Raw genomic sequence first — 26,363 nt, forward strand, 5'->3', positions numbered from 1 at the left:
CATAATAACGGAGTAATAACATTTTGGCAATAATTAATATGAGAAATTTACTTTAATCGTTGTATCAAAGCGTGTGTGTAAATAAAAATCTTCTCACTTGCTTACTTTTAGCATCCAACAATGACGTCTAAAGTCAGCAACTTGCACCACAACTAGCTAATCAACCATATCTAAAAATAAATAAACGCACCAATTCGAAAAAAAACATTGCAATGACTAACGCTTTCACTATACCCTAATATAGCTGACCAACTAGTCAGGTTTTAGGGTAAGATGATTAGTAGGTTTAATAAATAAACAGCTAACAGCAGTCAATGATCGCTGCCAGTTTTATTTATTAGCACAAGGATCAGTGCGACTCTTTGTTAGACAGCTAATTAATACGAGTCGTTAATAGGACTCGGCCATATAGGGGTTCTAGCCTAGACATCCCTTGTATCGCTTAATGTTACCGACAAAGATTGGACTAAAAGTCACCTTAGGAGGAAGCCAAAATGAGTGAAAATACTCAAGGAAACCCTGATTTGTTATACGGATTGCATGACCGTCCTGCTCCTGCAAAAGCATTCTTAGGTGCTGTACAGCACGTACTAGCCAGCTTTGTCAGTATTATTACCCCTTCATTGATTATTGGTGGTGTCTTGGGTTTGGGTGAGCACATTCCCTACCTCATCAGCATGTCTTTGATGGTATCAGGGGTTGCTACCTTTATTCAGACGCGCAAGGTTGGTCCTGTAGGCTCTGGCCTTATGGCATTACAAGGCACCAGCTTTGGCTTCTTAGCTGCGGTATTGGCAGCAGGTTTTGTGGCAAAAAATCGAGGCGGTAGCCCAGAGGAGATACTCTCTGTCATCTTTGGTGTCTCGTTTCTTGGTGCTTTTGTCGAAATCTTTTTAAGCCAATTTATTACCAAGCTTAAGTCTTTGATGAGCCCTATCGTTACAGGCTGTGTGATTGTGACTATCGGTCTGTCATTGACCAAAGTGGGATTGACTGATCTGGCAGGCGGCGTTGGTGCAGAAGATTTTGGAAGTATGCAAAATCTGCTACTGGGCGGCGGGGTGTTGGTCAGTGTGGTACTTATTAGCATTATTAACAATAAAGTAATTCGCTCAAGTGCTATCTTTATTGGATTAATGCTCGGTCTATTTGTAGCAATGCTTATGGGACGTATTGACTTGTCTTTAGTCGCTCAAGCCCCCGTATTTACCCTACCCGTACCCTTTAAATACGGTTTTAGTTTTGACTGGCAAGCTTTTATTCCTATCGCCTTTATGTATATTATTACCAGTATTGAGACCTCAGGTGACTTAACCGCCACTTCAATGATTTCAGGCGAACCAATCAAAGGCCCAGTATATGAAAAACGTATTAAGGGTGGTGTATTAGGTGATGGTGTCAACTCGCTGATTGCTGCTGTATTTAACACCTTCCCAGTGACGACTTTTAGTCAAAATAATGGCGTGATTCAGATGACGGGTATTGCCAGTCGTTACGTCGGTTTTTATGTTGGTGCTATCTTATTCATCATGGGTTTATTCCCTGTTTTGGGCGCTATATTTACCCAGTTACCAAAACCTGTCGTAGGCGGGGTGACATTACTGATGTTTGCAACGGTAGCGACTGCAGGTATTCGCATCCTATCAACCGTGGACTTTACCCATCGTAATATCTTAATCATCGCAACTTCATTAGGTCTCTCAATGGGTGTTGCTTTTGTCCCTGATGTATTTGCCCAAACGCCGCAGTTTTTCCGTAATATCTTTGGCTCAGCGGTGACCATGTCAGGTATCGTTGCTATCGTTCTTGATATGATTTTACCGAAAAGTTATGGTGTTGAGTTTGATGAGCCAGAGCAGCATGCTGATGATGAACTAAGGCCTGTTCGTGAAATGTCTCAGAGTGAGGTTGACGTAGAAGGTCAAACGTTATGATTTGCACATAACTTAATCGAACAAACAAAGAGAGTCAGACAAAAGCTTTCGTTGCACTTCAATCACCACTTTAGCGATAGAGCATTGACCAATGCGACTAGCGTTAAAGTGGTTTTGTCTTTATAAAACAAGAGTCTATACTTACTATTAAAGACCGCAGCCACGCAAAATAAACGGCACCAAAAACTCAGCTGCCCGCGCCTCATCTTGCTTATCATAAGCATTTTTTTCCATTAAACCAACGATTTCTGTCTCAAACTCAGCATACCTTTGGGTTGTCGCCCAAATCAAAATCAGCAATTGTAAGGGATCAGCAATACTTATTTTGCCTTGCTCGTGCCATGTCTTCATTACCTGTGTTTTATCAAGTGCCCACTCTTTCATCGTGGTCGACATAAAGTCGTGGAGATGCGGTGCACCGCCAATGACCTCAAGCGCAAACAGCTTATGCCGGTTTGGATTTGCAAACGCTTGATGCAACTTGGTACGTACAAACTTTTCGATGACGGTCTTCGGGTCACTATCAACCGTCATAGTAACTAGGCCTTCATTCCATTCTTGAATAATAGAATGTAGCACCGCCTTGTACAAATTCTTCTTATTTTTAAAATAATAATGAATATTGGCTTTTGGTAGCCCTGCTCGATCAGCGATACCTTGCATGGTGGCTCCGCGATAGCTTTGTAGGACGAACTCCTCTTCAGCCGCCGCTAAGATTAGTGCTTGATTCTGCGCGCGAATATCTTGTTGACTACGATGAGAAGATGCCTCTGAGGCAGATGACGTGTTCGCTTGGTTCTGATTAGCCATATTTTGTGCCATTAGGTATGATTGATAGGTAGCTATATCCTAATAAACTATTGAAATAAATCCTTAGTTTTTATGCAACATAGCAAGATAAATACAAGTATTTCTTATAAAGTAGTTGACCAAATGGTCAGGTTTAAGCAGAATAGATAATATTAAAGCAATAACTGTCCGAGTAATAGTACTTTTGCATGGGTTTTACGTAGTTTTTAATTGATAAAACTTATTATGACGATATAAGTCTACATAAACGCTGGGCAGTTATATTACTGAGTTTTTGTATAAAAATAAAAGGATGTCACCGTGAGTTTAACATTACCACAGTTTAACAATCTCTCGCAGGCAGAAGCGACTTCACGCCTACTGACCTGCTGTACGAGTACCAGCTGGGCGCATGAGATGGCAAATGCACGTCCTTTTGCAGACATGGACACCTTGCTGGCTCGTAGCGACAAAGCATGGCAACAGGCTCAAACAACTGAAGCGAATTTGCTTGAGGCGTTCGACGGTCATCCGCAAATCGGCAACGTCGACTCGCTAAAAGAAAAATACCGTAACACTCAAGATAGCGCCGCACATGAGCAATCAGGCGCAAATGATGCTGAGGATGAAGTGATTGCAGCATTGGCTCAGGGCAATCAAGATTATCTCGATAAGTTCGGCTTTATCTTTATCGTATTTGCAACCGGCAAGAGTGCACAGCAAATGCTTGATTTACTGTTAGCGCGTTTACCAAACGATCGCGACACCGAGCTGGCCAATGCCGCTACTGAGCAAAATAAAATCACGCGTTTACGCCTACAAAAACTGCTAGGCGCCGCTTAACCTAAACTTTGCCTTACTGGTTCAATATATAAAAGGAATTATCATGTCAGGTACTCTCTCATCACATATTTTAGATACCCATCTTGGCAAACCTGCTGCTGATATCGCAGTGACGCTACATCGCGTAAGCGCAAGCGGTGAGGCGTCATTATTAGCCAATGGCGTCACCAACTCTGATGGACGCGTGACCCCAGATAGCTGGTCGTTTGACCCAACTATTGATATTGCCGAATATCACTTGGATGTTGGCCGTTATACTTTAACGTTTGATACTCAGGCTTATTTTGATGCCCAAAACCTAACGGCTTTTTATCCGCAGGTCGTCATCGATTTTATGATAAGTGACAACGGTCACTATCATGTACCGCTACTACTTAGCGCACATGGCTACAGCACGTATCGCGGTTCGTAAATTTAGTACGTCATAGTGTAAACATACACTGGATAAAAGAACATTAGACAAAAGGACACTTGCCATATGGGTGCATATCTTCTCGATTGGGTCGCTTTATTTTTTCGCTGGTTTCACGTTATCGCTGGGATTGCTTGGATTGGCGCGTCTTTTTATTTTGTTTGGTTAGATCTGAGCCTTCGTAAGCCGCCACAGTGGAAAGCCGATAAAGGTATCTCAGGCGACTTATGGGCGGTACATGGTGGCGGTTTTTATGAGATTGCTAAATACAAGCTTGAACCTGAAGAGATGCCAAAAACCCTGCACTGGTTTAAATGGGAGGCTTATACGACGTGGCTAACTGGTATGGCAATGCTTTCTATTGTCTATTATGCCAACGCCACAGCTTATCTGATTGACCCCAGCAAAGTCGCTTTTGGCAGTAGCGTCGGAGCCATATCGACAAGCTTACTGTTTTTATTTGGCAGCTATTTCATCTATGAAGTGATCGTTCGCAGTCACTTAGGCAAAAACGCCTTTATCTTTAGCTCGCTTATTTTTATATTGTTGATCATCGCGACGTGGGGATCGTATCAGCTGTTCAGCGATCGCGCCTCCTTTATTCATATTGGGGCCATCTTAGGTACGGTCATGGCGGGCAACGTACTCTTTGGTATCATGCCAGCTCAGCGCGCGCTTGTAGATTGTGTGCGGCGCGGTGAAAAACCCGGTAAAGAAGTAGCAGACTTGGCGCTACAAGCAAAAAACCGCTCGCTAATGAACAACTATTTTACCTTACCGCTGATTTTTACCATGATTAGCAACCACTATCCGATGATGTACTCTCATGCGCACGGTTGGTTGATATTGGTATTTGTCGGTATCATCACTGCCCTTGTACGTCATTACTTTAACCAAAAACACCTAGGTAACACACAAACAAAATTCCTCTGGATCCCGGCATTACTAACGGTGCTATTAATTATTTGGATGCGCCCAGCGCCAATCGAACCATTACCTGCTACTAGTGCTCCAGTGGCTGCCGCGCCAGTAACCGACAGTACGCCCCCTGCTGCTAGTACAGAGAGTGAAGCAGACCATGCTACTGCTGCTAAGGCCACCTCCAATACTACTGCCAGTACTGTTTCTAATGTCGATTCTAATGCCAATGCGAATGAAAGTGAAAGTGCTGCTGCCGAAACTGTGCCAGTTACCGCCTCGGCCGACGATGCTATTATGGCTGTCGTGCATACGCGTTGTAGTACCTGTCATGCCGTGCAGCCAACTCAACAAGGCTTCGCTGCACCGCCAGCAGGTATTGTCCTTCAAACCCCTGAAGACATGAAAATTCACAAAGCCAAAATCATAACGGCGGTACAAACTGGCTATATGCCACTTGGCAATCTTACACAGTTGACGGATGAAGAGCGTCAGCAAATTGTAGCGTATGCTTCTGGGTTATAAATAAGCTTTCTAATCCCTAAACAAACAATTATCTTGACCAATGACGTAGACATCCTTAAAGTGTTAACAATGGATACTATTAAGTGTTAACAATCTTTGTTTCGATTGACTCTAACCTAAAGGGATAAAAGGATGTCTACTGCGAATGAGCAAGGAAGTCGGCAAAGCAATCATAAAAACACCGCTCTTTATGACTGCAATAAGTTTAATCCAGAACGCAAAAACTCAAGATTATATAACGACGATTTAGCGCCTCTACAGCCGGCAGAGCGTAATTGGGGCTGGTTTGCCATATTTAACGTCTGGTCTAATGACATCCAAAGTCTATTCGGTTATACCCTTGCAGCCTCCTTGTTTTTGAGCTATGGCTTGAGTGGCTGGTGGGTAATGGCAGCTATTATCTGTTCAGGCTTCATTGTCATGTGGATGGTAAACTTAACTGGTAAACCTAGTGTCAAATATGGTATCCCCTTCCCTGTATTAGTACGTGCTAGCATGGGCATTAACGGTGCCAATTTACCTGCTATTCTACGCGCTATTATTGGTATTTTTTGGTACGGTGTGCAGACCTACTTTGCTTCAACCGCAGTCGCCATTTTGCTGGCTATTTTTATAGGCAGTCCAGATACGACATTCTTAGGTTTAAACAGTACGGCATGGATCGCTTTTGTTATCGTTTGGGTATTTCAAATCCTGCTATTTTGGGCGGGTATCGAACCGATTAAGCATTTTTTAAATTGGGCGGGCCCCTTAGTTTATGTCGTGATGGTTGTCCTTATGGCGGTCATCTGGTATCAGTCAGGTTCTGAGTTGCTACCAGCCATCAACTCTATTTTTGCAAGTGGCAGTGATTATAGCGGTAACTCCATACAAGCCTTTACTGCTATCATCGGTACAATGGTTGCTTACTTTGCCGCAGTCGTCATCAACTTCGGTGATTTTTCACGCTTTTTACGTAGTGAGCGTGATATGCGCTTAGGCAATTTAGTTGGTCTGCCCATTAACATGGTGTTTTTCTCTTTTATTGCTTTGGTCATTACTGCTGGCACCTTGGTCATATTCGGTGAAGCGCTGACCAATCCATCGGACATCGTTGATCGCGTGGACGCTCTACCCTTGACTATCATTGCAGCAGTGACCTTTTTTGCCGCTACTGTCGGTATCAATATGGTCGCAAACTTTATTCCTCCTGCTTACGACTTGGCCAATTTGTTTCCTAAACATATCAACTTTCGTAGAGGTGGCTTAATCACTGCTGTCATCGCCTTTTTCGTTGGCGCACTGTGGTTATCATTTATCAGTAAGATCGGTATTGTTGGTTTCGTCAATGCTATCGGTGCCATCATCGCGCCATTCTTTGGTATCTTAGTAATCGACTACTATCTGATTAAACGTCAACATATTGATATGAATGATTTGTTTTCAGCTCAGCCAACAGGCGCTTATTATTACTATAAAGGCTGGAACATCCGTGCGCTTATTGCCTTTGCTATCGGTGCTTTGTTCTCTATTGCTACGGTACTGATACCAGCGCTGACCAAGCTTGAAGGTTATGGTTTCTTGTTAGGCGCTGCATTGGGTGGTGTTGTATATTGGATCTTAATGCGCCCATATGCAGTGGACCCTGACACGATAGTAGAATGAAAAACACAGTATAAAAGTAAGTCTGTTTGATAAAAATCAGTACAAACGCTTCTATCTTTGTACTGATCAATTATTTAATAAGTTTCGAGCAACTATATTGCTCTGTTTTTACAAAGGATAAAACGTCATGAAAAAAAAGGTTACCAGCGACTTTAATCACGAAGCCTACCCACGCGATCTAAAAGGCTATGGTGGCAATCCACCACAAGCAAACTGGCCAGGCGGCGCAAAGATCGCTGTGCAGTTCGTACTAAACATCGAAGAGGGCGCAGAAAACAGCGTCATGCATGGTGATGGTCAGTCTGAGCGCTTTTTATCAGATGTCTTAGGGACACCTGAATTTAATAATCGTCACCAGTCTATCGAGTCGGCTTTTGAATACGGTAGCCGTGTAGGCGTTTGGCGAGTGTTAGATGTTTTTAAAGAGTACGGTCTGCCCATTACCACTTTTACTTGTGCTTCTGCTGCCGAAAAGACACCACATATTATTGAGCGTGTTCTAGAAGATGGGCATGAGGTGGCAAGCCACGGACTACGCTGGATCACTTATCAATATATGTATCGTGAGACAGAACGTGAGCACGTACGCCAAGCGACTGAAATCTTTAAACGCATGCTTGGTGATCAGCCTCTAGGCTGGTACACTGGACGTGATAGCCCCAATACGCGTGAGCTGGTCGCTGAACAAGGCGGCTATATCTACGACTCTGATTCCTACGCTGATGAGCTACCTTACTGGCTCAATGTTAAGGTAGAAGAAGGCAGCCAGCTTACCCGTAAGCCGCATCTGGTTATCCCTTATACGCTTGAAACCAACGATATGCGCTTTGCGTCGAGCCCTGGCTTTACCAACGCCGAACCCTTTTATCACTATCTAAAGGACAGCTTCGATACTTTATACGAAGAAGGCGCACATACCCCCAAAATGCTAACCATCGGTTTGCACTGCCGCATTATCGGCCGCGCTGGCCGTATCACGGCGCTCAAACAATTTTTAAAGTACATCACCAGTAAACCTGACGTTTGGGTATGTCGCCGCGATGAAATCGCTAAGCACTGGTATGAAAATCATCCAGCTACAGCAGATAATACTGCAAATTGGATGTAACCCTAAGTTCAGCTACCAATTTTAGACGTAAGTTCATTGCGGCACACAACTACCAAGGATTATTAACCATGGCAACAAAAAGTACTTATTACGCACCAACTGGCGGATTGCCGCCACAAACACAACTTCTATCCGATCGCGCTATCTTCACCGAAGCTTATGCGATTATTCCCAAACGCGTCTTAACTGATATTGTGATTAGCTACCTGCCGTTTTGGGAAGGCATGCGCATGTGGGTGATTGCACGTCCACTAAGCGGTTTTTCGGAAACCTTCTCACAATACATCGTTGAAGTCGCGCCCAATGGTGGCTCTGACAAGCCTGAGCTAGATGCTAAAGCCGAAGCAGTATTGTTTGTCGTTGAAGGTGAGATGGATATTACCATTGAGGGCAAGGCGCATCATCTTGAAGCCGGTAGTTATGTATTCTTACCGCCAGCATGCAAATGGACGCTAAAAAACAACAGCGACAAGCACGTTAAATTTCATTGGATCCGTAAAGCTTATCAGTTTGTAGAGGGCATCGATGTGCCCGAACCTTTTGTGACCAGCGATCATGAGGTCGAAGCAATCGCGATGCCAGATACAGATGGCGTTTGGAAAACCACCAGATTTACCGAGCAGTCTGATATGCGTCACGACATGCATGTAAATATCGTGACCTTTGAGCCAGGCGGCGTGATTCCATTCGATGAAACTCATGTGATGGAACATGGCCTGTATGTCCTAGAAGGTAAAGCTGTGTATCACTTAAACGCTGAATGGGTAGAAGTTGAAGCGGGTGACTTTATGTGGCTACGTGCATTTTGCCCACAGTCTTGTTACGCCGGCGGCCCTGGTCCCTTTAGATACTTACTATACAAAGACGTAAATAGACATATGCCGTTTATTCGTCCAGAATAATAAGTGATTCAGAATAGTAAATAACTCTACCAATTAACTGATATTGCTAACCTATAGTAAGGTGAATTCATGAGCACAACAATCGTAACCAAACCTTTGACTAAAGCTGATTTTGCGCCATATGGTAAGGTTATCGAACCTTATGATAAGGAAGAACAGACGTCTGATAATTGCTACTATATTAATAGGGGCTACGCATGTCGCCACCATGCCATTGCTGAAGCTTCATTAGATGGGGGCACTGTGGGCATGAGTATCTTTCGTGCCAAAAAACGTGAGCTTCCTATCGCTTTATCCGTAATGGAGTATCATCCGTTTGGCACGCAAGCATTCTTTTCGATGAATGGTCAGGACTACATTGTCGTTGTAGCGCCTGCGGGTAAGCCGCCTCAGTCTGCTGATGATTTAACCGTGTTTTATGCCAAGTCACATCAAGGCGTACAATACGACGCCAACGTCTGGCATCATCCATTATTAGCCCTTGGTTGTGACTCTGACTTTTTGGTTATTGACCGTATTAACGGTGAAGGTAATAATTGCTATGAGTTGGAAATAGACGATTGGCAAGTTCAGATTGAAATTGATCGTGAATCTGCCAGCGGAACTAAGAGCGAGCACAGTTAAGTTTACGCTTAGCTGCTTTGTATTGGCCTTTCTTTAGCAAATTAACGACAAACAGTTTGTGTATTAAATGAATGCTTATATAAAAAAGACAGCCGTCAATCGGGTGTCTTTTCTTATTTTAAAACTGCCTTTGTCAATTAGACATTAAAAAGAGAACGATATGGCAAACACCAGTAGCATAATGTCAGCGCGACAATCATGGATAGGTACTATTCAAATTATTACCGCTGCCGTCTGCTGGGGTACGCTTGGCATATTTTCTACCTACCTCAACCAAAACGGCTTTAGTGGCTGGCAAATTACTATCTTGCGTATCGTAACCGCCGCCTTTCTTATTCTAGTTATGCTACCAAAGCTATGGCCCCATTTAATTAAGCTACGTCCAAAGCAGTGGCTAGGGCTGGCACTACAATCGTTGATTGGCGTACTGGGTATGTCGATCTGTTATTTTTTTGCTGTCATTTATGTCGGCGCTGGACCTGCAGTCGCGCTGCTTTATACCGCGCCTGTTTTTAGCCTGTTGTTTTCTGCCTTTTTGCTAAATGAGTCTATTACTCGGCAGTCGGCACTACTGGCTTTGATGGCGGTATTTGGTGTGGGATTAACGATGCTTGGGGATGAAGCGCAAGTCAACTGGGGTATCGCGCTTGGGCTGCTATCTGGCGTGTGTTATTCGCTTTATGGCGTACTTGGCAAGCGCGCGATGCACTATGCCCACCCTGCTCCCTTAGTGTTTTTTACCTCCATTATTATCAGCGCCAGCGTGTTGCTATTACTACCCGAGACCTATCATACTTATGAGCAGCTACTAACTTTGCCGCTGCATACGTGGGGCTATGCGTTAGGGTTGTCTTTAATTGGCACAGTGGTACCATTTGCGCTTTATATGAAAGCGTTAGAAAAACTCCCTGCCACACGCGCATCAGTCTTTACTATCTTTGAGCCGTTGACTGCCATTGCCTTGGCGCTACTACTACTACACCAGTCACTATCATGGATTCAATATATAGGCGTGGTACTTATTCTGTTAGCAGCTCTATTAAATGCTATGTTAAATGGTACGACCACTCGCATACCACGCTGGCTCAGACGACGACCAAAACCTTCTTAGCGAAACAAAAGCCTTAGTGAAAAACTAGCTTAAAAAGTAGCGTAAAAAACGAATAAAACCCCAACCATGATGTCATCGTTGGGGCTATTATTTACGTAAAGGCTTATTTAAAAGTCACGGATTTGCGCTATACAACGTCTATTTGGCCCTATTACTGCTCAATACGCTGCAAAAACGCTTGCGTGCGAGGATGCGTTGAGTCTTCAAATAACTGCTTGGCACTGCCTTCTTCGACCACATGCCCATCTTCAATCAAGACCACATGATCGGCCACATCACGCGCAAAGTTAATCTCATGCGTCACGACCACCATCGTCCAACCTTCAGAGGCCAGCTGTTTCATCGTTTCAAGCACGTCTTGCACCAGCTCTGGATCAAGTGCAGAAGTTGGTTCATCAAACAGCAATAATGATGGCTCGATCGCCAGCGCCCGCGCGATACCGATACGCTGCTGCTGACCACCAGATAACTGAAACGGATAAAGATCCGCCTTGTCCGATAGTCCAACCTTCTTTAACAATTCTAAAGCCTGTTCGCGAGCTTGCGCTTTGCTCTGACCTTGCACGATAGTCGGTCCGAGCATTAAGTTTTCAATCGCGGTTTTATGCGGAAACAAATTATACGACTGAAACACCATGCCAGACTTGCGTTGTAGTGCCAGCAGCGCTTTTTTCTTAGGCTTGGTAGCAAAATCAACCGTCAAGCTGTCATCATCAAAAGCAATAATACCTTGATCGGGTATCTCTAGCGCATTTAAGCAGCGCAAAAAGGTGGTCTTACCAGACCCTGATGGCCCGAGTATCACCACCACCTTACCTTTTTCGATGGTCAAGTCGATGCCTTTTAGCACTTGATTATGACCAAAGGCTTTGTGAATATTAGTGACTTGAATCATAGAGGTTCCTGTTGTGCTAATAATACTAAAACTGCTGATGAATGAGTCGATGAACTACTTAGCCACGTAACGATCAAGCCTAGTTTCAAGCTTACCTTGAATAAAGGTCAAGAATAGGCAGATACCCCAGTAAATAAACGCCGCTTCGGTATAGACCAGCATAAACTCGTAATTACGTGCGGTGATAATTTGGGCTTCTTTAAACAACTCTGTAACCAGCACCAATGAGGCCAGAGAAGTGTCTTTTACCAGACTGATAAAGGTATTGGATAACGGTGGTACCGATACCCGTAGCGCTTGCGGCAAAATGACATGCCGAAAGGTCTGCAAGTATGTCAAACCGACGGTCGAGCCTGCTTCCCATTGGCCTTTTGGAATCGACAAAATCGAGGCACGCACCGTCTCCGACGCATAAGCACCAATATTCAATGAAAAAGCAATAATCGCTGAAGGAAATGGATCGAGCTTGACCCCAACGCTTGGCAGGCCATAAAAGATAATAAATAGCTGCACCAGCATCGGTGTACCGCGAATGGCGGAAACATAAATGCGAGCAAGTCTATAGATAATCTTATGGAACCAGCCTGTCCGCGGTACAATACGAATGAGCGCGACTGTCAGCGCAATCACCATACCAATAGCAAATGATATCAATGCCAGCGGTATCGAATAATAGATACCGCCTTTGAGCATTGGCCAAAATGAATTGATGACGATTTGCGCCCGATCAGGGCTCATAAACGGCAATAATGCCAATAGATCAGCTAACACCGACGTTATAGAAGCTAGCATTATTTTTGTTGGCTTATATCAGCACCAAAGAACTCTTCGCTAAGCTCAGTTAACGTGCCATCCGCTTGCAACTCACCCATGGCTTCATTCAGTTTTTCCACGACAGCATCATTACCTTTTAATAGTATCAAACCTGAACCACGCTGCTCACTTTTTGGTGCAACCAGTTTAATCTCTAAGCCACTATCTGGGAATTTTTTGAGATAGTCTAGTACAGCAAGTTGGTCATTCATCGTAAAGTCAGCACGGTCTTGCTTTACTAGCTGAATCGCTTGCGCCATCCCATCGACAGGGACGATTTCTGCTTCATAGCGCTCTGCCATTTCACCATAGTTACTGCTTAATGATTGCGCACTACGCAATCCCTTTAATGCCTCCCATGAGCTATAACGATTGTCATCGGTTGCAGCTAAGACTACAGCACCTGACCAGCTATAAGGCTGAGCGAGGTCATACTTCGCTTGGCGCTCAGGTGTCGTCAAGCTCACTTGGTTGGCAACTATATCAAAACGCTCAGAATCAAGACCTGCCAGCATCGCATCCCACTGGGTTTCTTTAAATTCGACATCGACGCCTAGCTTGTCAGCGACTGCGCGAGTCACTTCGACATCGTAGCCAGTTAGCTGTCCGCTTTCATCATGATAAGTAAACGGAGGATAGGTGCCTTCTGTACCAACGTTGATCGTACCGCCATTGTTAATACGTTGTAGCAAATCAGAACCTTCCGCTGCAGCAGTATCAGTAGCACTGGTTTCTGCTTCATTGGTAGTAGACTGACCACAAGCAGCAAGCAATACAGTACTGGCGGCGAGGGCTAAAAGATTACGACGTTTCATAAGGCGTCCTTATAAGGTGAATAAGTAATGTAATGAGCGGACCAAGTTAGACAAACTATAAATTATATATTGCTTTGGCTGCCCGATTTGAGGATATTATCTGCATCTTTCAATACTATTTTATAGTATTTTTTTATAATAAGCTTTTTGCATTCAAATTTTATCTAGTAAAAACAAACTTCAATGGTTGATAAGCGTCTGCTATCTCTTACTTATAGTATGGCAAATTGGTAAGAATAACCGTACAAAAACAGTGAGCATACGTAAGATTGTTACAGCTCACCAGAGAACTGATAGCGATCGCCTGCGTGCCACATCTTGACAAAAGTCAGTACCCGTCCTGCTGAGTAAGTCTGACGACGTAGCACTAACGTCGGTGACTGCGGAGCAATCTGTAGCGCACAAGCGATCTCATCAGGTGCTGATAAGGCTCGAATGGTATAGTTACCGCGCTCAAGTGGACTTTTGGCAATCAGATAGTCGCTGGTATTCACCACACTAAAATCTTGCTCAATGAACTCTGGCACTTTTGTCGCATCGACCCAGCGCTCCTCAAACTGTATGGGCTGACCATCAGCGAAATGAATGATTTTTACTTCGTATAATACAGCCGGCTCAGCACTCTCAATTTTATTTGAATCAGCGCTCTTAGAATTAGAAGACACAACTATTTCTTCAATATCAAACTTACGGCGCATCTCATTATCTAACATGCTTGCGGTGATCGCACGTTTGCTCACCACTTGTGCCTGATAATCGCGGTTGGCTGATTTTAAATCTTGCGCGATATTACGCACTTCTACAAAAGTATGATTGAACTGCTGCTGAGCGACAAACGTCCCTGACCCTTGCCTGCGCTCTAATACTCGCTCCTCGCTTAGCTCTTTTAGCGCGCGGTTGACCGTCATGCGCGATACCTCAAACTCTTCTGCCAATGCCATTTCGGTGGAGATAGCCTCGCCCGCCTGCCATTTTCCAGAATGGATGTTATCCAATATGGCGTTTTTAATCCGTTGATATGCTGGAACTGATTTTGTCATGTCACGCTTCACCTTTGTCATGCTTGTCTCTGCTGTTGATTTCAACTATGCGACTATGCAGCTATGAAAGTGCTGACATAATATCATGACCATTATCACAATCACCATGAGAACAACCTATCTAACCGAGCAATCTTAAAATAATTCAGCGACTTTTAAAAAAACACTTGCATGAAAAAATAATCTTTGATAATTTGTATATACAACTTATTAAACACTCCCAATATTATCGCTAAATGCCTCGCAAATAGACCACGTAAATACGCAGCGTAAATAAGCGACGCACACTCAAAAGGATCTGTTCATGACTATTGCCAAGGAAACCACTACAGACAATACCCATAAGGCAAACACCTTTACCCGCCGTGATGAAAGCCGTGATATCGCCGCGCCAACTGGCAGTACGCTACATTGTAAAAGCTGGCTGACCGAAGCGCCTTATCGCATGATTCAAAACAACCTGCACCCTGATGTGGCCGAAAACCCAAAGAGCCTAGTCGTCTATGGCGGGATTGGCCGCGCCGCCCGTAACTGGGAAAGCTATGATCAAATCCTCGCCTCTCTTAAAGAGTTAGAAGACGATGAGACCCTACTCGTGCAATCAGGCAAACCAGTTGGCGTCTTTCAAACTCATGAAAATGCGCCGCGTGTATTGATCGCCAACTCCAACCTCGTCCCGCGCTGGGCCACATGGGAGCATTTCAACGAGCTTGATCGTAAAGACTTATTTATGTACGGTCAGATGACCGCTGGTAGCTGGATTTATATTGGCACCCAAGGCATCGTCCAAGGCACTTATGAGACCTTTGTCGAAGCAGGTCGCCAGCATTATGATGGAGACTGGAGCGGACGCTGGATTTTGACTGCTGGTCTTGGCGGTATGGGCGGCGCGCAGCCATTGGCCGCAAGCTTTGCTGGTGCGACCTCTTTAAACATCGAATGCCAGCAATCCAGTATTGATTTTCGTTTGCGCACCGGTTACGTCGACAAGCAAGCCGACAATCTTGACCATGCTTATGAGCTGATCAAGCAGCATACCGCTGCTGGTGAAGCTGTCTCTATTGCGTTACTTGGTAACGCCGCAGATATCTTGCCTGAGATGGTCAAGCGTGCGAACGCAGGCGAGATAAAACCTGACTTAGTTACTGACCAAACCTCTGCTCACGACTTAATCAATGGCTACTTGCCAAGTGGCTGGAGCGTTGATGAGTGGAAAGCAGCACAAGAAAACCCAGAGCAACACGCGGCATTGAGCAAAGCTGCTGCCGCCTCTTGTGCCGTACACGTACAGGCCATGCTGGATCTACAAGACATGGGAATCCCTGCCACTGATTATGGCAATAACATCCGCCAAGTGGCCTTTGATGAAGGGGTAAAAGACGCTTTTAATTTCCCAGGTTTTGTCCCCGCTTATGTACGTCCGCTGTTTTGCCAAGGTAAAGGGCCGTTTCGCTGGGTGGCGCTATCAGGTGATCCAGAAGATATCTATAAAACTGATCAAAAAATCAAAGAGCTGTTCCCTGAAAACACCCACGTGCATCGCTGGCTGGATATGGCAAAAGAGCGTATTCAATTTCAAGGCTTGCCTGCCCGCATTTGCTGGTTAGGTTTGGGTGAGCGTGACAAAGCAGGACTTGCCTTTAACGAGATGGTCAAAAACGGTGAGCTCAAAGGCCCTATCGTTATCGGCCGTGACCATTTGGACACCGGCTCTGTTGCCAGCCCAAACCGTGAAACCGAGAGTATGAAAGATGGCTCAGATGCGGTGTCGGATTGGGCGCTATTAAACGGCATGCTCAATGTCGCAGGCGGCGCCACTTGGGTGTCCCTCCATCATGGCGGCGGCGTGGGCATGGGCTACTCGCAGCACTCTGGCATGGTCATCGTCGCCGATGGCACAGATAGCGCAGCCAAGCGCTTGGCGCGCGTACTGGTCAATGATTGCGGCTCAGGGGTGATGCGTCATGCCGATGCCGGCTACGAGCTGGCGATCAAAACCGCCAAGGACTATGGTTTAAATCTGCCGATGATTAAATAGCTTGCTCCTGTCCTTATATGCTCAAATGATATAAGGACATCATCAACACTTTATCAAGGACGATAATATGTCTGAACGTGATATTTTGCCTCCAGGCAGCTCTGTGCCTAGCACGCCTCTAGACAGTCCAGCGCCTGCTAGCCCGCCGCCTGAAAAGCTGCTATCCAAACCTGTCGCGCTAATACAGCTAATCGTATTTAGTGCTATTGGCTTAGTGATGTTCTTCGTTCCCTTCACTATTGGTGAAAAGAGTACGATTTTATTTGATCATGGGGCAACTTATCTGGTCACTCAGCAGCACACTCTTGCTGTATTTTTGCTATTTCTACTGATGATTTATGGTGTCAGCAAACCTATTTACGACGGTTCATGGCGTAAAAATATCACTAATATGATATTAACTGCCTTTAAGATTATCGGGCTAGTACTTGCCATCATGTATATCACTGATATAGCACCTGCCATCATCATGGAAAAGGACATGATGCCGTTTTTGTTTGAAAAGCTGGCATTGCCGGTGGGCATGATCGTCCCTATTGGTGCATTAATCCTCGCTTTTTTGCTCGGTTTTGGTTTGCTGGAGATGTTTGGGGTGCTTATGCAGCCTATTATGAAGCCGATTTGGAAAACGCCCGGCTCATCGGCGATTGATGCCGTTGCGTCCTTTGTTGGCAGTTACTCTATCGGGCTGCTCATTACCAATCGGGTATTTCTACAAAAACAATATTCGGTCCGTGAAGCCATCGTGATTGCTACTGGGTTTTCTACGGTATCGGCAGCCTTTATGGTCATCGTTGCCAAAACCTTAAACTTGATGGCGTTTTGGAATCTGTTCTTTTGGTCAACACTGATTATTACCTTTATTGTCACTGCCATTACCGCACGTATTCCACCGATTCGAAGTTTTGATGACAGTGTCAATCGTCCAGACTTGGATAACCAACAAGGCAATCGCTTAGCCGCAGCGTATCATTTGGGACTGGCCACATCACGTCGTGCAACTGACCTCAAACAAATTATGTGGTCGAACTTTCGCGATGGTGTGACGATGGCGGCAGCGATTGTACCCTCGATTATCGCGGTAGGGTTAACGGGTTTATTATTAGCCAAATATACCCCTGTCTTTGATGTGCTAGGTTTGCTCTTGTATCCATTCACTTGGATAACCGGTATGCCTGAGCCACTAGTAGCTGCTAAAGGTATGTCAGCGGGATTGGCTGAGATGTTCTTGCCTGCCCTACTGTTAGCGGAAGCTGAGGTGTTGACCCGCTATGTAGCAGGGGTCATCTCTATCAGTAGTATTTTGTTCTTTTCAGCGATGATTCCTTGTGTGTTGGCAACTGAGATTCCGCTGTCAGTCCCTAAGATGGTCATCATTTGGTTTGAGCGCGTAGTACTTAGCATTCTAATCGCCGCACCTTTTGGACATCTAGCGATATATTTAGGCTGGATCAGTTAGAAGGACTAAAACAAGCAGGATCGGTTAAACAATTTAGAAAGTATAGCTTTTAGCTGTTTATAAACAACAAAGCATAAACTAAAATGTATAGACAACAAAAAATACAATTAACATATAGCTCATAAAATTAGGACAACTCGCATGACTGACATCAAAACTCTGACCCTCCATCCACGTAAGCTAAGCTTTGAGATGCTACGTGATATCTATAATCACCCAGTCCACCTCACCTTGCCCGCCAGCGCTTATGAAGCGATAGATGCCTCACATGAAGATGTACGTACCATCATCGCCCGTGATAAGAGCGCTTATGGTATCAATACTGGTTTTGGTCTATTAGCCAAGACTCGTATCAGCGATGATCAACTTGAGTTGCTTCAACGCAACCTGATCATCTCACACTCAGTCGGTACGGGTGAGGCGCTACCGGATAACGTGGTCAGGCTAATTATGGTGATGAAAGTAGCCAGCCTCGCTCAAGGCGTCTCTGGCGTCCGCCGCGAGGTAGTCGATAGTTTACTTGGCTTAATTAATCATCAAATTACCCCAAACATTCCTGCCAAAGGTTCTGTTGGTGCTTCTGGCGACTTAGCGCCTTTATCGCATATGACGCTGGCGATGATGGGCGAAGGTGACGTCTATGTTGACGGCAAAAAAGTCCCCGCTGCTGAGGCATTAGCACAGCATGGTCTTGAGCCTATCACCCTAGCGGCCAAAGAAGGCCTTGCCCTTATCAATGGTACGCAGGTTTCAACAGCACTGGCACTGCGCGGTTACTTTTTAGCAAGAGATTTATTAGAGACCGCCACCATCGTCGGCTCCATGTCTATTGATGCCGCCAAAGGCTCGGATGCGCCATTTGATGCGCGTATTCATGAAGTGCGTGGTCACCATGGTCAGATAGAGATCGCCAAAGCTCACAGAAGCTTGATTGCAGGCAGTGCTATTCGTGCTTCGCACAATGACGAACAAGATGATCGAGTACAGGATCCGTATTGCTTACGCTGTCAGCCACAAGTGATGGGCGCTTGCCTTGATATCATTAACCAAGCAGGCAAGACGTTATTAATTGAATCCAATGCGGTGACGGATAATCCCCTTATTTTTAACAATGAAGATGGTCCAGTGGCTATCTCAGGGGGTAACTTCCATGCCGAGCCAGTGGCCTTTGCCGCAGATATGCTCGCTTTAGCAATCGCTGAGATTGGTTCTATGTCTGAGCGCCGTGTGGCACTATTGATTGATGCAACCTTATCAGGTGGCCTACCGCCATTTTTGGTGGAAAATGCAGGGGTGAACTCCGGCTTTATGATCGCTCACGTGACGGCAGCAGCGCTGGCTTCAGAAAATAAGTCTATGGCTCACCCAGGCAGTGTCGATAGCATCCCAACCTCTGCCAACCAAGAAGACCATGTATCGATGGCCACCTATAGCGCCCGCCGCCTATATGAGATGGCGCAAAATACCGCTACCATCGTTGGCATTGAGCTATTGGCTGCTGGTCAAGGGATTGACTTCCATCGTAACCTTGCTACTTCCGAAGCATTACAGGACGCCCATCAAAAATTGCGTGAGCAAGTCGCTTTTTATGACAAAGATCGCTATCTAGCCCCTGATATCGAAGCGGCAAAACAGCTGGTATTAAATAGCGCACTGACAAAGCATTGGCAGGCACTGCGTAGTGACTGGTACGAGTCTAAATAAATAGCATCCTTCTATAGTAAGTGCTAAATAAAAAGAGTACAGCTTTTATGGCGTGCTACTGGGATGAATTTTATGCAGCCTCTGGAGTGACGAAGTCACACAGCAAGCAAAGAAAATTTATACCAGTCGCACTGTACTTATTTTATAGCGGATCAAATATACACAAGCAATACGGATTAAAGGAAATCAGCGATGAGCCTATCAATGTCTGACACAGCCGTGAGCCACAGCGCCGCTGATATGAGCCGCTGGACTGGACGTGCCGAGCCGTTTGAGTCTGCACGCGCCCGCTATTGGTATCAAATAGCGCAGCCTTATATCTTTGATAGCAGCAATCAACAAAACAACCAGCAAAACGGCCAGCGCATTGGGTTGGTTGGTTTTGCTTGTGACCAAGGCGTCAGACGCAATCAAGGACGCGTGGGAGCCAGAGCGGCGCCGCCTTTGATTCGTCAAGTATTTGCGGCGCTGCCCGTCATCGCTGAGCTGCAACAACGCTTTGATGGGCAACTATCAACGCTACTGGGTGATGCTGGTGACATACATTGTCATGATAATAATGACTTTGCCGAGCGCACCCTCGAGCAAGCTCAATTAACCTACGCTGATAAAGTCAGTCACATTATCCAGCAAGGCGGTTTGCCTGTCGGACTTGGTGGCGGTCATGCCATCGCTTATGGCAGCTTTTTGGGATTGTGGCAAGCGCTACAGCAGGCAGATGCTACCAGTAACAACGATGCGTCGCCGCGTATTGGCATTATTAACTTTGATGCGCATCTAGATATTCGTCAGTCTGATGTCGCCACCTCTGGCACGCCCTTTCGCCAAATTGCCGAGCACCTTGAGGCGCAAGATCAGCCATTTCACTATTGCTGTATCGGCGTCAGTCGATTTTCTAACACTGCCGCACTCTTTGACCGTGCTGAGCAGTTAGGCGTGCATATTATCAGTGATGAAGATTGCACCAATAAAAAATGGAAAAAACTTGCGGCGCAAATAGAGAAATTTATCAATGACGTTGATGTCATCTATTTAACCATTGACATGGATTGCTTGCCAGCGAGCGTGGTACCGGGCGTCAGTGCACCCGCTGCTTATGGCATTAACTTGGCATTCGTTGAGCGCGCGGTCAAACTGATTATGGCATCAGGCAAAGTAAAAATGGCTGATATCGCCGAGATTAATCCGACCTTTGATATTGATGCACGCAGCTGTAAAGTCGCGGCTCGCCTCTTAACGACTATTATCGAGCAGCATTTACTTTTAACATAGACAAGAAATAGTTGGTTAACCACAAGCAGGAGCTTATTATGAACCACACTAGCGCCCAAATACTTGACAATAATGCTACTAATACCCTGACTTCATTTGATCACATTATTATCAATGCCAATCTTGCCACCTTTTCAGCGCAATACGGCTTTGATATTTACAGTGACAATCAGAGCAACAATCAAAGCAATGATCAAAACAAAAGCACCCCTTATGGTCAATTAGAAAACGCTGCTATCGGTATCAAAGACGGCAAAATCGCATGGGTTGGTACGCATAAGCAAATCAAACCGCATCTAACTCATTATAAAAGCGATCAAATCAAAGACGTACATGGCAACTGGATCACGCCCGGACTTATCGATTGTCATACCCATATCGTGTATGGCGGCAATCGCAGCAACGAGTTTGAAGCACGCTTACAAGGCGCCAGTTATCAAGATATCGCCGCACAAGGTGGCGGCATCGTCTCGACAGTGAGCGCCACTCGTGCAGCGAATGAGGAAGAATTATTTATTCAAAGCGAAAAACGCCTGCTCGCCCTCATCAAAGAAGGCGTGACCAGTATCGAGATCAAATCTGGCTATGGGCTAGACTTAGACACTGAACGCAAAATGCTAAAAGTCGCCCGCGCACTTGGTGACAAACACCACATTCATGTGAGCACCACGTATTTGGCCGCCCATGCGCTACCGCCAGAGTACAAAGACCGGGCCGATGACTATATTGAGCAAGTTTGCCAGTGGTTGCCCATCTTACATAGCGAGGGCTTGGTCGATGCGGTCGATGGTTTTTGTGAAAACATCGCCTTTAGTAGTGAGCAAATTAAGCGGGTCTTTGACGTTGCTCGCTCATTAGACTTGCCAGTGAAGTTGCATTCCGAGCAGCTATCAAATATAGGTGCCAGCGCTTTGGTCGCTGATTATCAAGGGCTATCAAGCGACCATCTTGAGCACTTAGCAGAAGACGATATCAAGAAAATGGCCGCAAGCAACACGGTAGCCGTGCTATTACCGGGGGCTTTTTATACGCTGCGTGATACCAAGCTGCCACCGATTGAAGAGTTGCGCAAGCATCACGTGCCGATGGCTATCTCAACCGATTGCAACCCCGGTACCTCGCCGCTCACCTCGCTGTTATTGGCGATGAATATGGGCTGTACCTTATTTTATCTTACTACGGAAGAAGTACTGGCAGGGGCGACCGTGCATGCAGCGCAAGCATTAGGCTTAACCAAAAAAGGCAAGATAGAAGTCGGCTGTGATGCTGACTTGGTATTATGGGACATCGCCCGTCCTGCTGACCTTGCTTATCAGATGGGGCTAAATCCTATCGCAGGTATCATGGTACAAGGCAGATGGCGTGAGACGGTATAACAAACCACTATAAAAACCTATCCATAACAAAGCCCCAATCATGCAATGATTGGGGCTTTGTTATGGATAGTAGTTGACTAAAAATGAATACAGTTGATAAACTTTAAGAGTGTTATAACTCGACTGCCGTCATATCTGGCGTAGCGTCTATATCATCAATTGAATTTTCAAACACTGTACCCGTCTCTGCGTCTATGTTTAATTCAAATATTTGATTGTCTTTGAATACCTTAACCTCATAGTAAGTTGGATGATCCATCTTATCTTCGTCAATCTCAAATTCAATCTCTATAGTACGACCATCGGTTTGTTTTTCAGCAATATCAATGGCATCCGTCATCTTTATTTTTGCTTGTTGCTGAACTTGATAATCATTAATGTCCTCTTTATCAAGTTGCTCGGTCTCAGACGTTACGATCTCGCCTGTCATGGCATCGACTTTTATCTCGTAGCTGGTGGTGTCATTACTAAATTCTAATTCGTAGACACTATTACCTTTCTGAGCATCACTATCATTATCGTCCAGCTCTGCACTAATCAAAGTACCAGAAGCTTCTTTACTTGCTGTAGCAACAGCTTGCTTTAAGCTGACTTTAGCTGCTTGCGCCACGCTTACTTCATCAGAGTTATTTGCCGCGACCACAGCGGTACTTAATGCTCCTGTCGTCAATGCCACAGTTAGACAAGCACCCAATGTCGTTAGTTTAAAGTTTTTAAGTGTCTTTTTCATTAGTCAATCCTTATAGTTAGTTGTGATGCAATTGTTCTTATGCTACGGATATATAAAAATGATTCTAAGGTAAAAAGGTTGCAATATGTAGCATCTATGTATTACGAAACATTGTCTAATAGTTACCTTTTTACTATGTTTATCATAGTCTTAGATAGTGTTATTTTGATGGCCCTACGGTATAATGTTTCCCTACTTTTTATAATGTTAATTTTTCTTTCTACTTAGGTCATTTAAGCCTCTATGCTAAATAAGTCCCACCTGACAGACTCTTTGTACGATAGCACTTCTCACTCTATAAGTGACTCTGATTTCGATATTGCTACTGATTCTAATACGCTATCGGCTTTGGCTTTTACAAGCTTACCGCTTGTCCTTCAAAAACCATTATTACAGAGTAAGCGGATTATATTAATTGCCAATAACCCGTCGATAGATACAGCGAGCTTAAAGGCGCTATTGCAGCCTACTGATGTACTGGTTTTATTTAATGACTTTATTCATGCAGATTTCTTTGCCAATCATCCGCTCGCCAAAGATTTGCCAAAGCTGCTATTTTTTAGACAAATCGGTGACAGTAAGCTGCATTTTGGCCTACCACCACGCAGCAATAATGTGACAGCGATGCTCGATATGGCGAAGCAAGCACCGCTTGGCATTTTGTTTGGAAATGCTGCCTATCAGTTCCCAATGCCATGCGATGATCCAAGCCCCGCTGATGATCCCATAACGGCTAACCGAGTGCTAGAGATTCCAGAGCAGCTTGAGAAACTATTACGCAGCGATGAGCATTGCGCTGTGCTATCAGAACAGCACAGTGTGGTAGCGGATTATCCTATCTTTGCAGATATCCATTCATCGGCACCGACGTCAGGGTTTTTGTTATACCGGTTACTCTTATCTGCGCGCCTGTATATTCAGCAAAAACAGAAAGCTGAGACGCCGCTATCGATCATCATGTTAGGTTTTAATAATGATGATAAAACCGCGCATTTTTGGGAAGGTCATAATTGGGCGTTTGAACGGCAAGAGCTTGCAACGCCGCCTACAGGTGTGGAGATTATTCGTCAGTATTAGTTGCTCATCAAAACTAACTACTCATTGATACTAGTGATGTATCGTTATAGGCAGAACTAAGCCTTCAGTCCGTCTAAACATAAGGCGCATCTGAACAATGTGCGGCGTCAACCTCAGCTCTACTTGGCTGCCGAAGAATCTCAATAGGCACTGTCTGCGCCTCTTGCCAGTCAATCAAATCTAGCTGCGCAAACTCTACCAGCCAGCCTGCCATCGGCCAGTGTTGCCATTTGTCATAAAAGCGATTGGCATTGATGACTATGCTATCGAGATGATTGAGTGGCGGCCGGTAGACGCTGTGCTGTTGATGGTAAACCACGTCATTGGTCAAATAAAAATCAATGTCTAAAGCACGTGCCATAAAAGCAAAGTCTGTGTCTTCAGCGCCGTAGCCGATATAATCGGTATCAAAGCCACCAATCCGCTCAAACTGATGACGCATTATCGCAAAGCATAGACTCCAAAATGCGCCATAGTCTTGCGTTTTTTTAATATTAGCATCGACATTGTCATTGCGATGTTGGGTAAAGTTATCACGATAAGGGTTAAATACCGATAGCTTGTCTAAGGCATCGGCGGCCATTTGACCTTGCTGTAGCTGACTACCCTCATCATCCGTCAAAGGGCGCGTTAAATAACGTGGCTGGCCCATCAGTAGCGCATCAGGATACGTTTGCAATTTATCATATAACCCTTCGATAAAGTCATAGGCGACGATACAATCCACATCCAAAAAAATCATGGCCTCATAGCTAGCACGTGCAGCGCCAAGATTACGGTTACGACCGATATCAAACGAGGCGCTACTCGCCAATCCATGCTCAGTCGCTGTAGTCGTTGCTATCTTAATAATATTTAAATCGTAGTCTGCCAGACGTTCAGGCTCGGCGTCATCATTAACGATAACCACCTCGCTCGGCCTGACGCTACCTTGCGCTAGACTACCAAGTAGATTGTAAAGATGACGATTGCGCCCATAGCAGGTAGTGATGACCGTTAAAGGAACGTTAGTGGGAATAGTGATATGTGCAGCGTTTGCTACTTGGGGTATGGTAGTCATAAATATCTTCTTTGCTTTTATTATAAGTTTCTTTGTTATTTCTTATTTTTTAGGTTTTAAGTCCAACTGCGGCAATAGCCATTCTGCAAACCAAGCTTTTACGGAAGTATAGTCAGCAATGCTATTCATAAAGCGTTGCGCCGCCAGATTGGCTTGCTTACTCGTCAAAGCAGTCTGCTCATGGTCAATCGACTTATTATTCATGGAAAGAGAAGACAATAGGTTCTGACTATCCATACTAGAGGCTTTGGCGATAAACTGTGGCCAACTAAGCGCACGACCTTGTTCGATTAATGCTTCTGCCATCACTTCTTGCTCACGGTGCGGGCGCACGTCAGGCAATACAATAAGCGGCGTCGCATAGTCATAGGCCTGCGCAATTGCATTCAAGCCACACGCCATTAATAGCAGATTACTATAGGCGATAAATGGCGTTACATCATCGACGTGGGCGGCAATATCGACACAATGCCGTACTTCATCATTGATAGGACCAAGAGAGACAATTATAGCGTCTGGTAGTATTTGGCGTAGCTTTGGCAACTTGGCATCAATCGCTTCGTGCCCGCCATAGCCTTTAATCACAGTAACGATAGAAGACTTATCGACACTGGCGACCAGTTGTTTATGAATAGCATCATCATTGGTCAATGTCATAAGCTCGTCCATAAACTCACAAAAGCTAGGCAAACCTTGGGCTTTACTTGGCAAAAAATCAAGATATAACGTTTTTCGTCGTACCCAGTCCGGCGTGGCTGTCGCCTCCAATGCTTTAGGATAAGGGGCTAATAATCCAAGCGCGCCCGCAAAGGCGTTTAAGTGCGGCGCATCATCACGCTCGCCTGCCAGCCGTACATAGAGATAAGGCACGCTAGCGGTACGGCATAGCATAGCCACTTCGGCGCTAACATCAATAATCATCAGGTCAATCTGGCGCTGATGTATCTCATCAAGCAGCTGCCAACTGCGTCTCTGAATGTCTTTGTTGCCTACTGGCGAGTAGTGCAAACAGCTTGGCTGCCAATACTCACCTGCTCGCCCCGCTAGCACATCATCTGGTCGCTCATCCTCAGCGTCTAAACGTACGATGTGCTCATCATTTATACTGCTAAAGCGATAACCATCGGCAGGTAAGCTAGTAAACACCGTCATTTGCTGACGCAGCTCTAGTGATAGTAAGGCGGCCAGTTTGTCTGCTTGGCGGCAGTGCCCCGAGCCGTGATGATGAGCATAGTAGCCGATACGCATGGTAAATAGTTCCTAACAAATTAAGG

At 45.2% G+C, this 26,363-nt stretch carries 23 protein-coding genes; 15 read left to right on the plus strand and 8 right to left on the minus strand.

Annotated elements, in window-relative coordinates:
- Positions 1-494 precede the first annotated feature (494 nt).
- Positions 495-1,934: a nucleobase:cation symporter-2 family protein gene (locus Q0895_RS06295; protein WP_299186593.1), complete on the plus strand. Its 1,440-nt coding sequence runs from the start codon at positions 495-497 to the stop codon at positions 1,932-1,934.
- Positions 1,935-2,081: 147 nt separating this feature from the next.
- On the opposite strand, the gene Q0895_RS06300 is transcribed toward Q0895_RS06295, so the two are convergent.
- Positions 2,082-2,744, minus strand: coding sequence for a TetR/AcrR family transcriptional regulator (locus Q0895_RS06300; protein WP_299186595.1), 663 nt, complete (start codon positions 2,742-2,744; stop codon positions 2,082-2,084).
- Positions 2,745-3,044: 300 nt separating this feature from the next.
- Between Q0895_RS06300 and uraD the strand changes: the two genes are divergently transcribed.
- The 8 genes from uraD (at position 3,045) to Q0895_RS06340 (ending at position 10,810) form a co-directional block, all read left to right on the plus strand.
- Positions 3,045-3,566: a 2-oxo-4-hydroxy-4-carboxy-5-ureidoimidazoline decarboxylase gene (gene uraD / locus Q0895_RS06305; protein ID WP_299186598.1), complete on the plus strand. Its 522-nt coding sequence runs from the start codon at positions 3,045-3,047 to the stop codon at positions 3,564-3,566.
- Positions 3,567-3,609: 43 nt separating this feature from the next.
- Positions 3,610-3,978, plus strand: a complete 369-nt coding sequence (uraH, locus tag Q0895_RS06310) for a hydroxyisourate hydrolase (RefSeq protein ID WP_058369291.1) — start codon at positions 3,610-3,612, stop codon at positions 3,976-3,978.
- 66 nt (positions 3,979-4,044) lie between these two features.
- Positions 4,045-5,421 (plus strand): urate hydroxylase PuuD, encoded by a 1,377-nt coding sequence (locus Q0895_RS06315; RefSeq protein WP_299186605.1) that lies wholly within the window; start codon positions 4,045-4,047, stop codon positions 5,419-5,421.
- 132 nt (positions 5,422-5,553) lie between these two features.
- On the plus strand, positions 5,554-7,065 hold the full coding sequence (locus tag Q0895_RS06320; protein WP_299186607.1) for an NCS1 family nucleobase:cation symporter-1: 1,512 nt from the start codon (positions 5,554-5,556) through the stop codon (positions 7,063-7,065).
- Between the two features lie 127 nt (positions 7,066-7,192).
- On the plus strand, positions 7,193-8,173 hold the full coding sequence (puuE, locus tag Q0895_RS06325; protein WP_299186610.1) for an allantoinase PuuE: 981 nt from the start codon (positions 7,193-7,195) through the stop codon (positions 8,171-8,173).
- Between the two features lie 68 nt (positions 8,174-8,241).
- Positions 8,242-9,075, plus strand: coding sequence for a bifunctional allantoicase/(S)-ureidoglycine aminohydrolase (locus tag Q0895_RS06330; RefSeq protein WP_299186612.1), 834 nt, complete (start codon positions 8,242-8,244; stop codon positions 9,073-9,075).
- A 69-nt stretch (positions 9,076-9,144) separates the two neighbouring features.
- The gene (locus Q0895_RS06335; RefSeq protein ID WP_299186614.1) at positions 9,145-9,699 is read left to right on the plus strand and encodes an ureidoglycolate lyase; all 555 of its coding nucleotides are present in this window, start codon (positions 9,145-9,147) and stop codon (positions 9,697-9,699) included.
- 160 nt (positions 9,700-9,859) lie between these two features.
- The gene (locus Q0895_RS06340) at positions 9,860-10,810 is read left to right on the plus strand and encodes an EamA family transporter (RefSeq protein WP_299186617.1); all 951 of its coding nucleotides are present in this window, start codon (positions 9,860-9,862) and stop codon (positions 10,808-10,810) included.
- A 151-nt stretch (positions 10,811-10,961) separates the two neighbouring features.
- Here the strand turns inward: Q0895_RS06340 and Q0895_RS06345 are convergent, their stop codons facing one another.
- The 4 genes from Q0895_RS06345 to Q0895_RS06360 form a co-directional block, all read right to left on the minus strand.
- Complete coding sequence (locus Q0895_RS06345) at positions 10,962-11,705, minus strand: amino acid ABC transporter ATP-binding protein (RefSeq protein WP_299186620.1); 744 nt, start codon at positions 11,703-11,705, stop codon at positions 10,962-10,964.
- A gap of 54 nt (positions 11,706-11,759) precedes the next feature.
- Positions 11,760-12,497, minus strand: a complete 738-nt coding sequence (locus tag Q0895_RS06350; protein WP_075102776.1) for an amino acid ABC transporter permease — start codon at positions 12,495-12,497, stop codon at positions 11,760-11,762.
- Entirely contained in the window at positions 12,497-13,333 is an 837-nt protein-coding gene (locus tag Q0895_RS06355) for an amino acid ABC transporter substrate-binding protein (RefSeq protein ID WP_299186623.1), read from the minus strand. Before Q0895_RS06355 ends, Q0895_RS06350 begins: the two co-directional genes overlap by 1 nt.
- A gap of 272 nt (positions 13,334-13,605) precedes the next feature.
- The gene (locus Q0895_RS06360) at positions 13,606-14,373 is read right to left on the minus strand and encodes a UTRA domain-containing protein (RefSeq protein WP_299186626.1); all 768 of its coding nucleotides are present in this window, start codon (positions 14,371-14,373) and stop codon (positions 13,606-13,608) included.
- 304 nt (positions 14,374-14,677) lie between these two features.
- Here Q0895_RS06360 and hutU point away from each other — a divergent pair, with 304 nt between their 5' ends.
- The 5 genes from hutU (at position 14,678) to hutI (ending at position 22,222) form a co-directional block, all read left to right on the plus strand.
- On the plus strand, positions 14,678-16,411 hold the full coding sequence (gene hutU, locus Q0895_RS06365; RefSeq protein ID WP_299186630.1) for a urocanate hydratase: 1,734 nt from the start codon (positions 14,678-14,680) through the stop codon (positions 16,409-16,411).
- Between the two features lie 67 nt (positions 16,412-16,478).
- Positions 16,479-17,870 (plus strand): YjiH family protein, encoded by a 1,392-nt coding sequence (locus tag Q0895_RS06370; RefSeq protein ID WP_299186633.1) that lies wholly within the window; start codon positions 16,479-16,481, stop codon positions 17,868-17,870.
- Between the two features lie 141 nt (positions 17,871-18,011).
- Positions 18,012-19,574 carry a histidine ammonia-lyase gene (hutH, locus tag Q0895_RS06375; protein WP_299186635.1) on the plus strand — a complete coding sequence of 521 codons (1,563 nt, stop codon included), beginning with the start codon at positions 18,012-18,014 and terminating at the stop codon, positions 19,572-19,574.
- Positions 19,575-19,778: 204 nt separating this feature from the next.
- Positions 19,779-20,846 (plus strand): formimidoylglutamase, encoded by a 1,068-nt coding sequence (gene hutG, locus Q0895_RS06380; RefSeq protein ID WP_299186825.1) that lies wholly within the window; start codon positions 19,779-19,781, stop codon positions 20,844-20,846.
- A gap of 38 nt (positions 20,847-20,884) precedes the next feature.
- Complete coding sequence (hutI, locus tag Q0895_RS06385; RefSeq protein ID WP_299186638.1) at positions 20,885-22,222, plus strand: imidazolonepropionase; 1,338 nt, start codon at positions 20,885-20,887, stop codon at positions 22,220-22,222.
- A 112-nt stretch (positions 22,223-22,334) separates the two neighbouring features.
- On the opposite strand, the gene Q0895_RS06390 is transcribed toward hutI, so the two are convergent.
- Positions 22,335-22,952, minus strand: a complete 618-nt coding sequence (locus Q0895_RS06390; protein WP_299186641.1) for a PepSY domain-containing protein — start codon at positions 22,950-22,952, stop codon at positions 22,335-22,337.
- Positions 22,953-23,195: 243 nt separating this feature from the next.
- Between Q0895_RS06390 and Q0895_RS06395 the strand changes: the two genes are divergently transcribed.
- Positions 23,196-24,029, plus strand: coding sequence for a hypothetical protein (locus Q0895_RS06395; RefSeq protein WP_299186644.1), 834 nt, complete (start codon positions 23,196-23,198; stop codon positions 24,027-24,029).
- 73 nt (positions 24,030-24,102) lie between these two features.
- On the opposite strand, the gene Q0895_RS06400 is transcribed toward Q0895_RS06395, so the two are convergent.
- Together Q0895_RS06400 and Q0895_RS06405 are read right to left on the minus strand one after the other, a co-directional pair.
- Positions 24,103-25,089 (minus strand): glycosyltransferase, encoded by a 987-nt coding sequence (locus Q0895_RS06400; protein ID WP_299186646.1) that lies wholly within the window; start codon positions 25,087-25,089, stop codon positions 24,103-24,105.
- Between the two features lie 42 nt (positions 25,090-25,131).
- Positions 25,132-26,337, minus strand: coding sequence for a hypothetical protein (locus Q0895_RS06405; protein WP_299186649.1), 1,206 nt, complete (start codon positions 26,335-26,337; stop codon positions 25,132-25,134).
- Positions 26,338-26,363 lie beyond the last annotated feature (26 nt).

The sequence above is a fragment of the uncultured Psychrobacter sp. genome (genome assembly GCF_947495825.1).
GTDB lineage: Bacteria > Pseudomonadota > Gammaproteobacteria > Pseudomonadales > Moraxellaceae > Psychrobacter.

Excerpts from the sequence above, each read along its gene's own strand:
- Q0895_RS06295 (WP_299186593.1), top strand. The coding sequence starts at position 495 with ATGAGTGAAAATACTCAAGGAAACCCTGATTTGTTATACGGATTGCAT.
- Q0895_RS06300 (WP_299186595.1), bottom strand. The coding sequence starts at position 2,744 with ATGGCTAATCAGAACCAAGCGAACACGTCATCTGCCTCAGAGGCATCT.
- uraH (WP_058369291.1), top strand. The coding sequence starts at position 3,610 with ATGTCAGGTACTCTCTCATCACATATTTTAGATACCCATCTTGGCAAA.
- Q0895_RS06315 (WP_299186605.1), top strand. The coding sequence starts at position 4,045 with ATGGGTGCATATCTTCTCGATTGGGTCGCTTTATTTTTTCGCTGGTTT.
- Q0895_RS06320 (WP_299186607.1), top strand. The coding sequence starts at position 5,554 with ATGTCTACTGCGAATGAGCAAGGAAGTCGGCAAAGCAATCATAAAAAC.
- puuE (WP_299186610.1), top strand. The coding sequence starts at position 7,193 with ATGAAAAAAAAGGTTACCAGCGACTTTAATCACGAAGCCTACCCACGC.
- Q0895_RS06330 (WP_299186612.1), top strand. The coding sequence starts at position 8,242 with ATGGCAACAAAAAGTACTTATTACGCACCAACTGGCGGATTGCCGCCA.
- Q0895_RS06335 (WP_299186614.1), top strand. The coding sequence starts at position 9,145 with ATGAGCACAACAATCGTAACCAAACCTTTGACTAAAGCTGATTTTGCG.
- Q0895_RS06340 (WP_299186617.1), top strand. The coding sequence starts at position 9,860 with ATGGCAAACACCAGTAGCATAATGTCAGCGCGACAATCATGGATAGGT.
- Q0895_RS06345 (WP_299186620.1), bottom strand. The coding sequence starts at position 11,705 with ATGATTCAAGTCACTAATATTCACAAAGCCTTTGGTCATAATCAAGTG.
- Q0895_RS06350 (WP_075102776.1), bottom strand. The coding sequence starts at position 12,497 with ATGCTAGCTTCTATAACGTCGGTGTTAGCTGATCTATTGGCATTATTG.
- Q0895_RS06355 (WP_299186623.1), bottom strand. The coding sequence starts at position 13,333 with ATGAAACGTCGTAATCTTTTAGCCCTCGCCGCCAGTACTGTATTGCTT.
- Q0895_RS06360 (WP_299186626.1), bottom strand. The coding sequence starts at position 14,373 with ATGACAAAATCAGTTCCAGCATATCAACGGATTAAAAACGCCATATTG.
- hutU (WP_299186630.1), top strand. The coding sequence starts at position 14,678 with ATGACTATTGCCAAGGAAACCACTACAGACAATACCCATAAGGCAAAC.
- Q0895_RS06370 (WP_299186633.1), top strand. The coding sequence starts at position 16,479 with ATGTCTGAACGTGATATTTTGCCTCCAGGCAGCTCTGTGCCTAGCACG.
- hutH (WP_299186635.1), top strand. The coding sequence starts at position 18,012 with ATGACTGACATCAAAACTCTGACCCTCCATCCACGTAAGCTAAGCTTT.
- hutG (WP_299186825.1), top strand. The coding sequence starts at position 19,779 with ATGTCTGACACAGCCGTGAGCCACAGCGCCGCTGATATGAGCCGCTGG.
- hutI (WP_299186638.1), top strand. The coding sequence starts at position 20,885 with ATGAACCACACTAGCGCCCAAATACTTGACAATAATGCTACTAATACC.
- Q0895_RS06390 (WP_299186641.1), bottom strand. The coding sequence starts at position 22,952 with ATGAAAAAGACACTTAAAAACTTTAAACTAACGACATTGGGTGCTTGT.
- Q0895_RS06395 (WP_299186644.1), top strand. The coding sequence starts at position 23,196 with ATGCTAAATAAGTCCCACCTGACAGACTCTTTGTACGATAGCACTTCT.
- Q0895_RS06400 (WP_299186646.1), bottom strand. The coding sequence starts at position 25,089 with ATGACTACCATACCCCAAGTAGCAAACGCTGCACATATCACTATTCCC.
- Q0895_RS06405 (WP_299186649.1), bottom strand. The coding sequence starts at position 26,337 with ATGCGTATCGGCTACTATGCTCATCATCACGGCTCGGGGCACTGCCGC.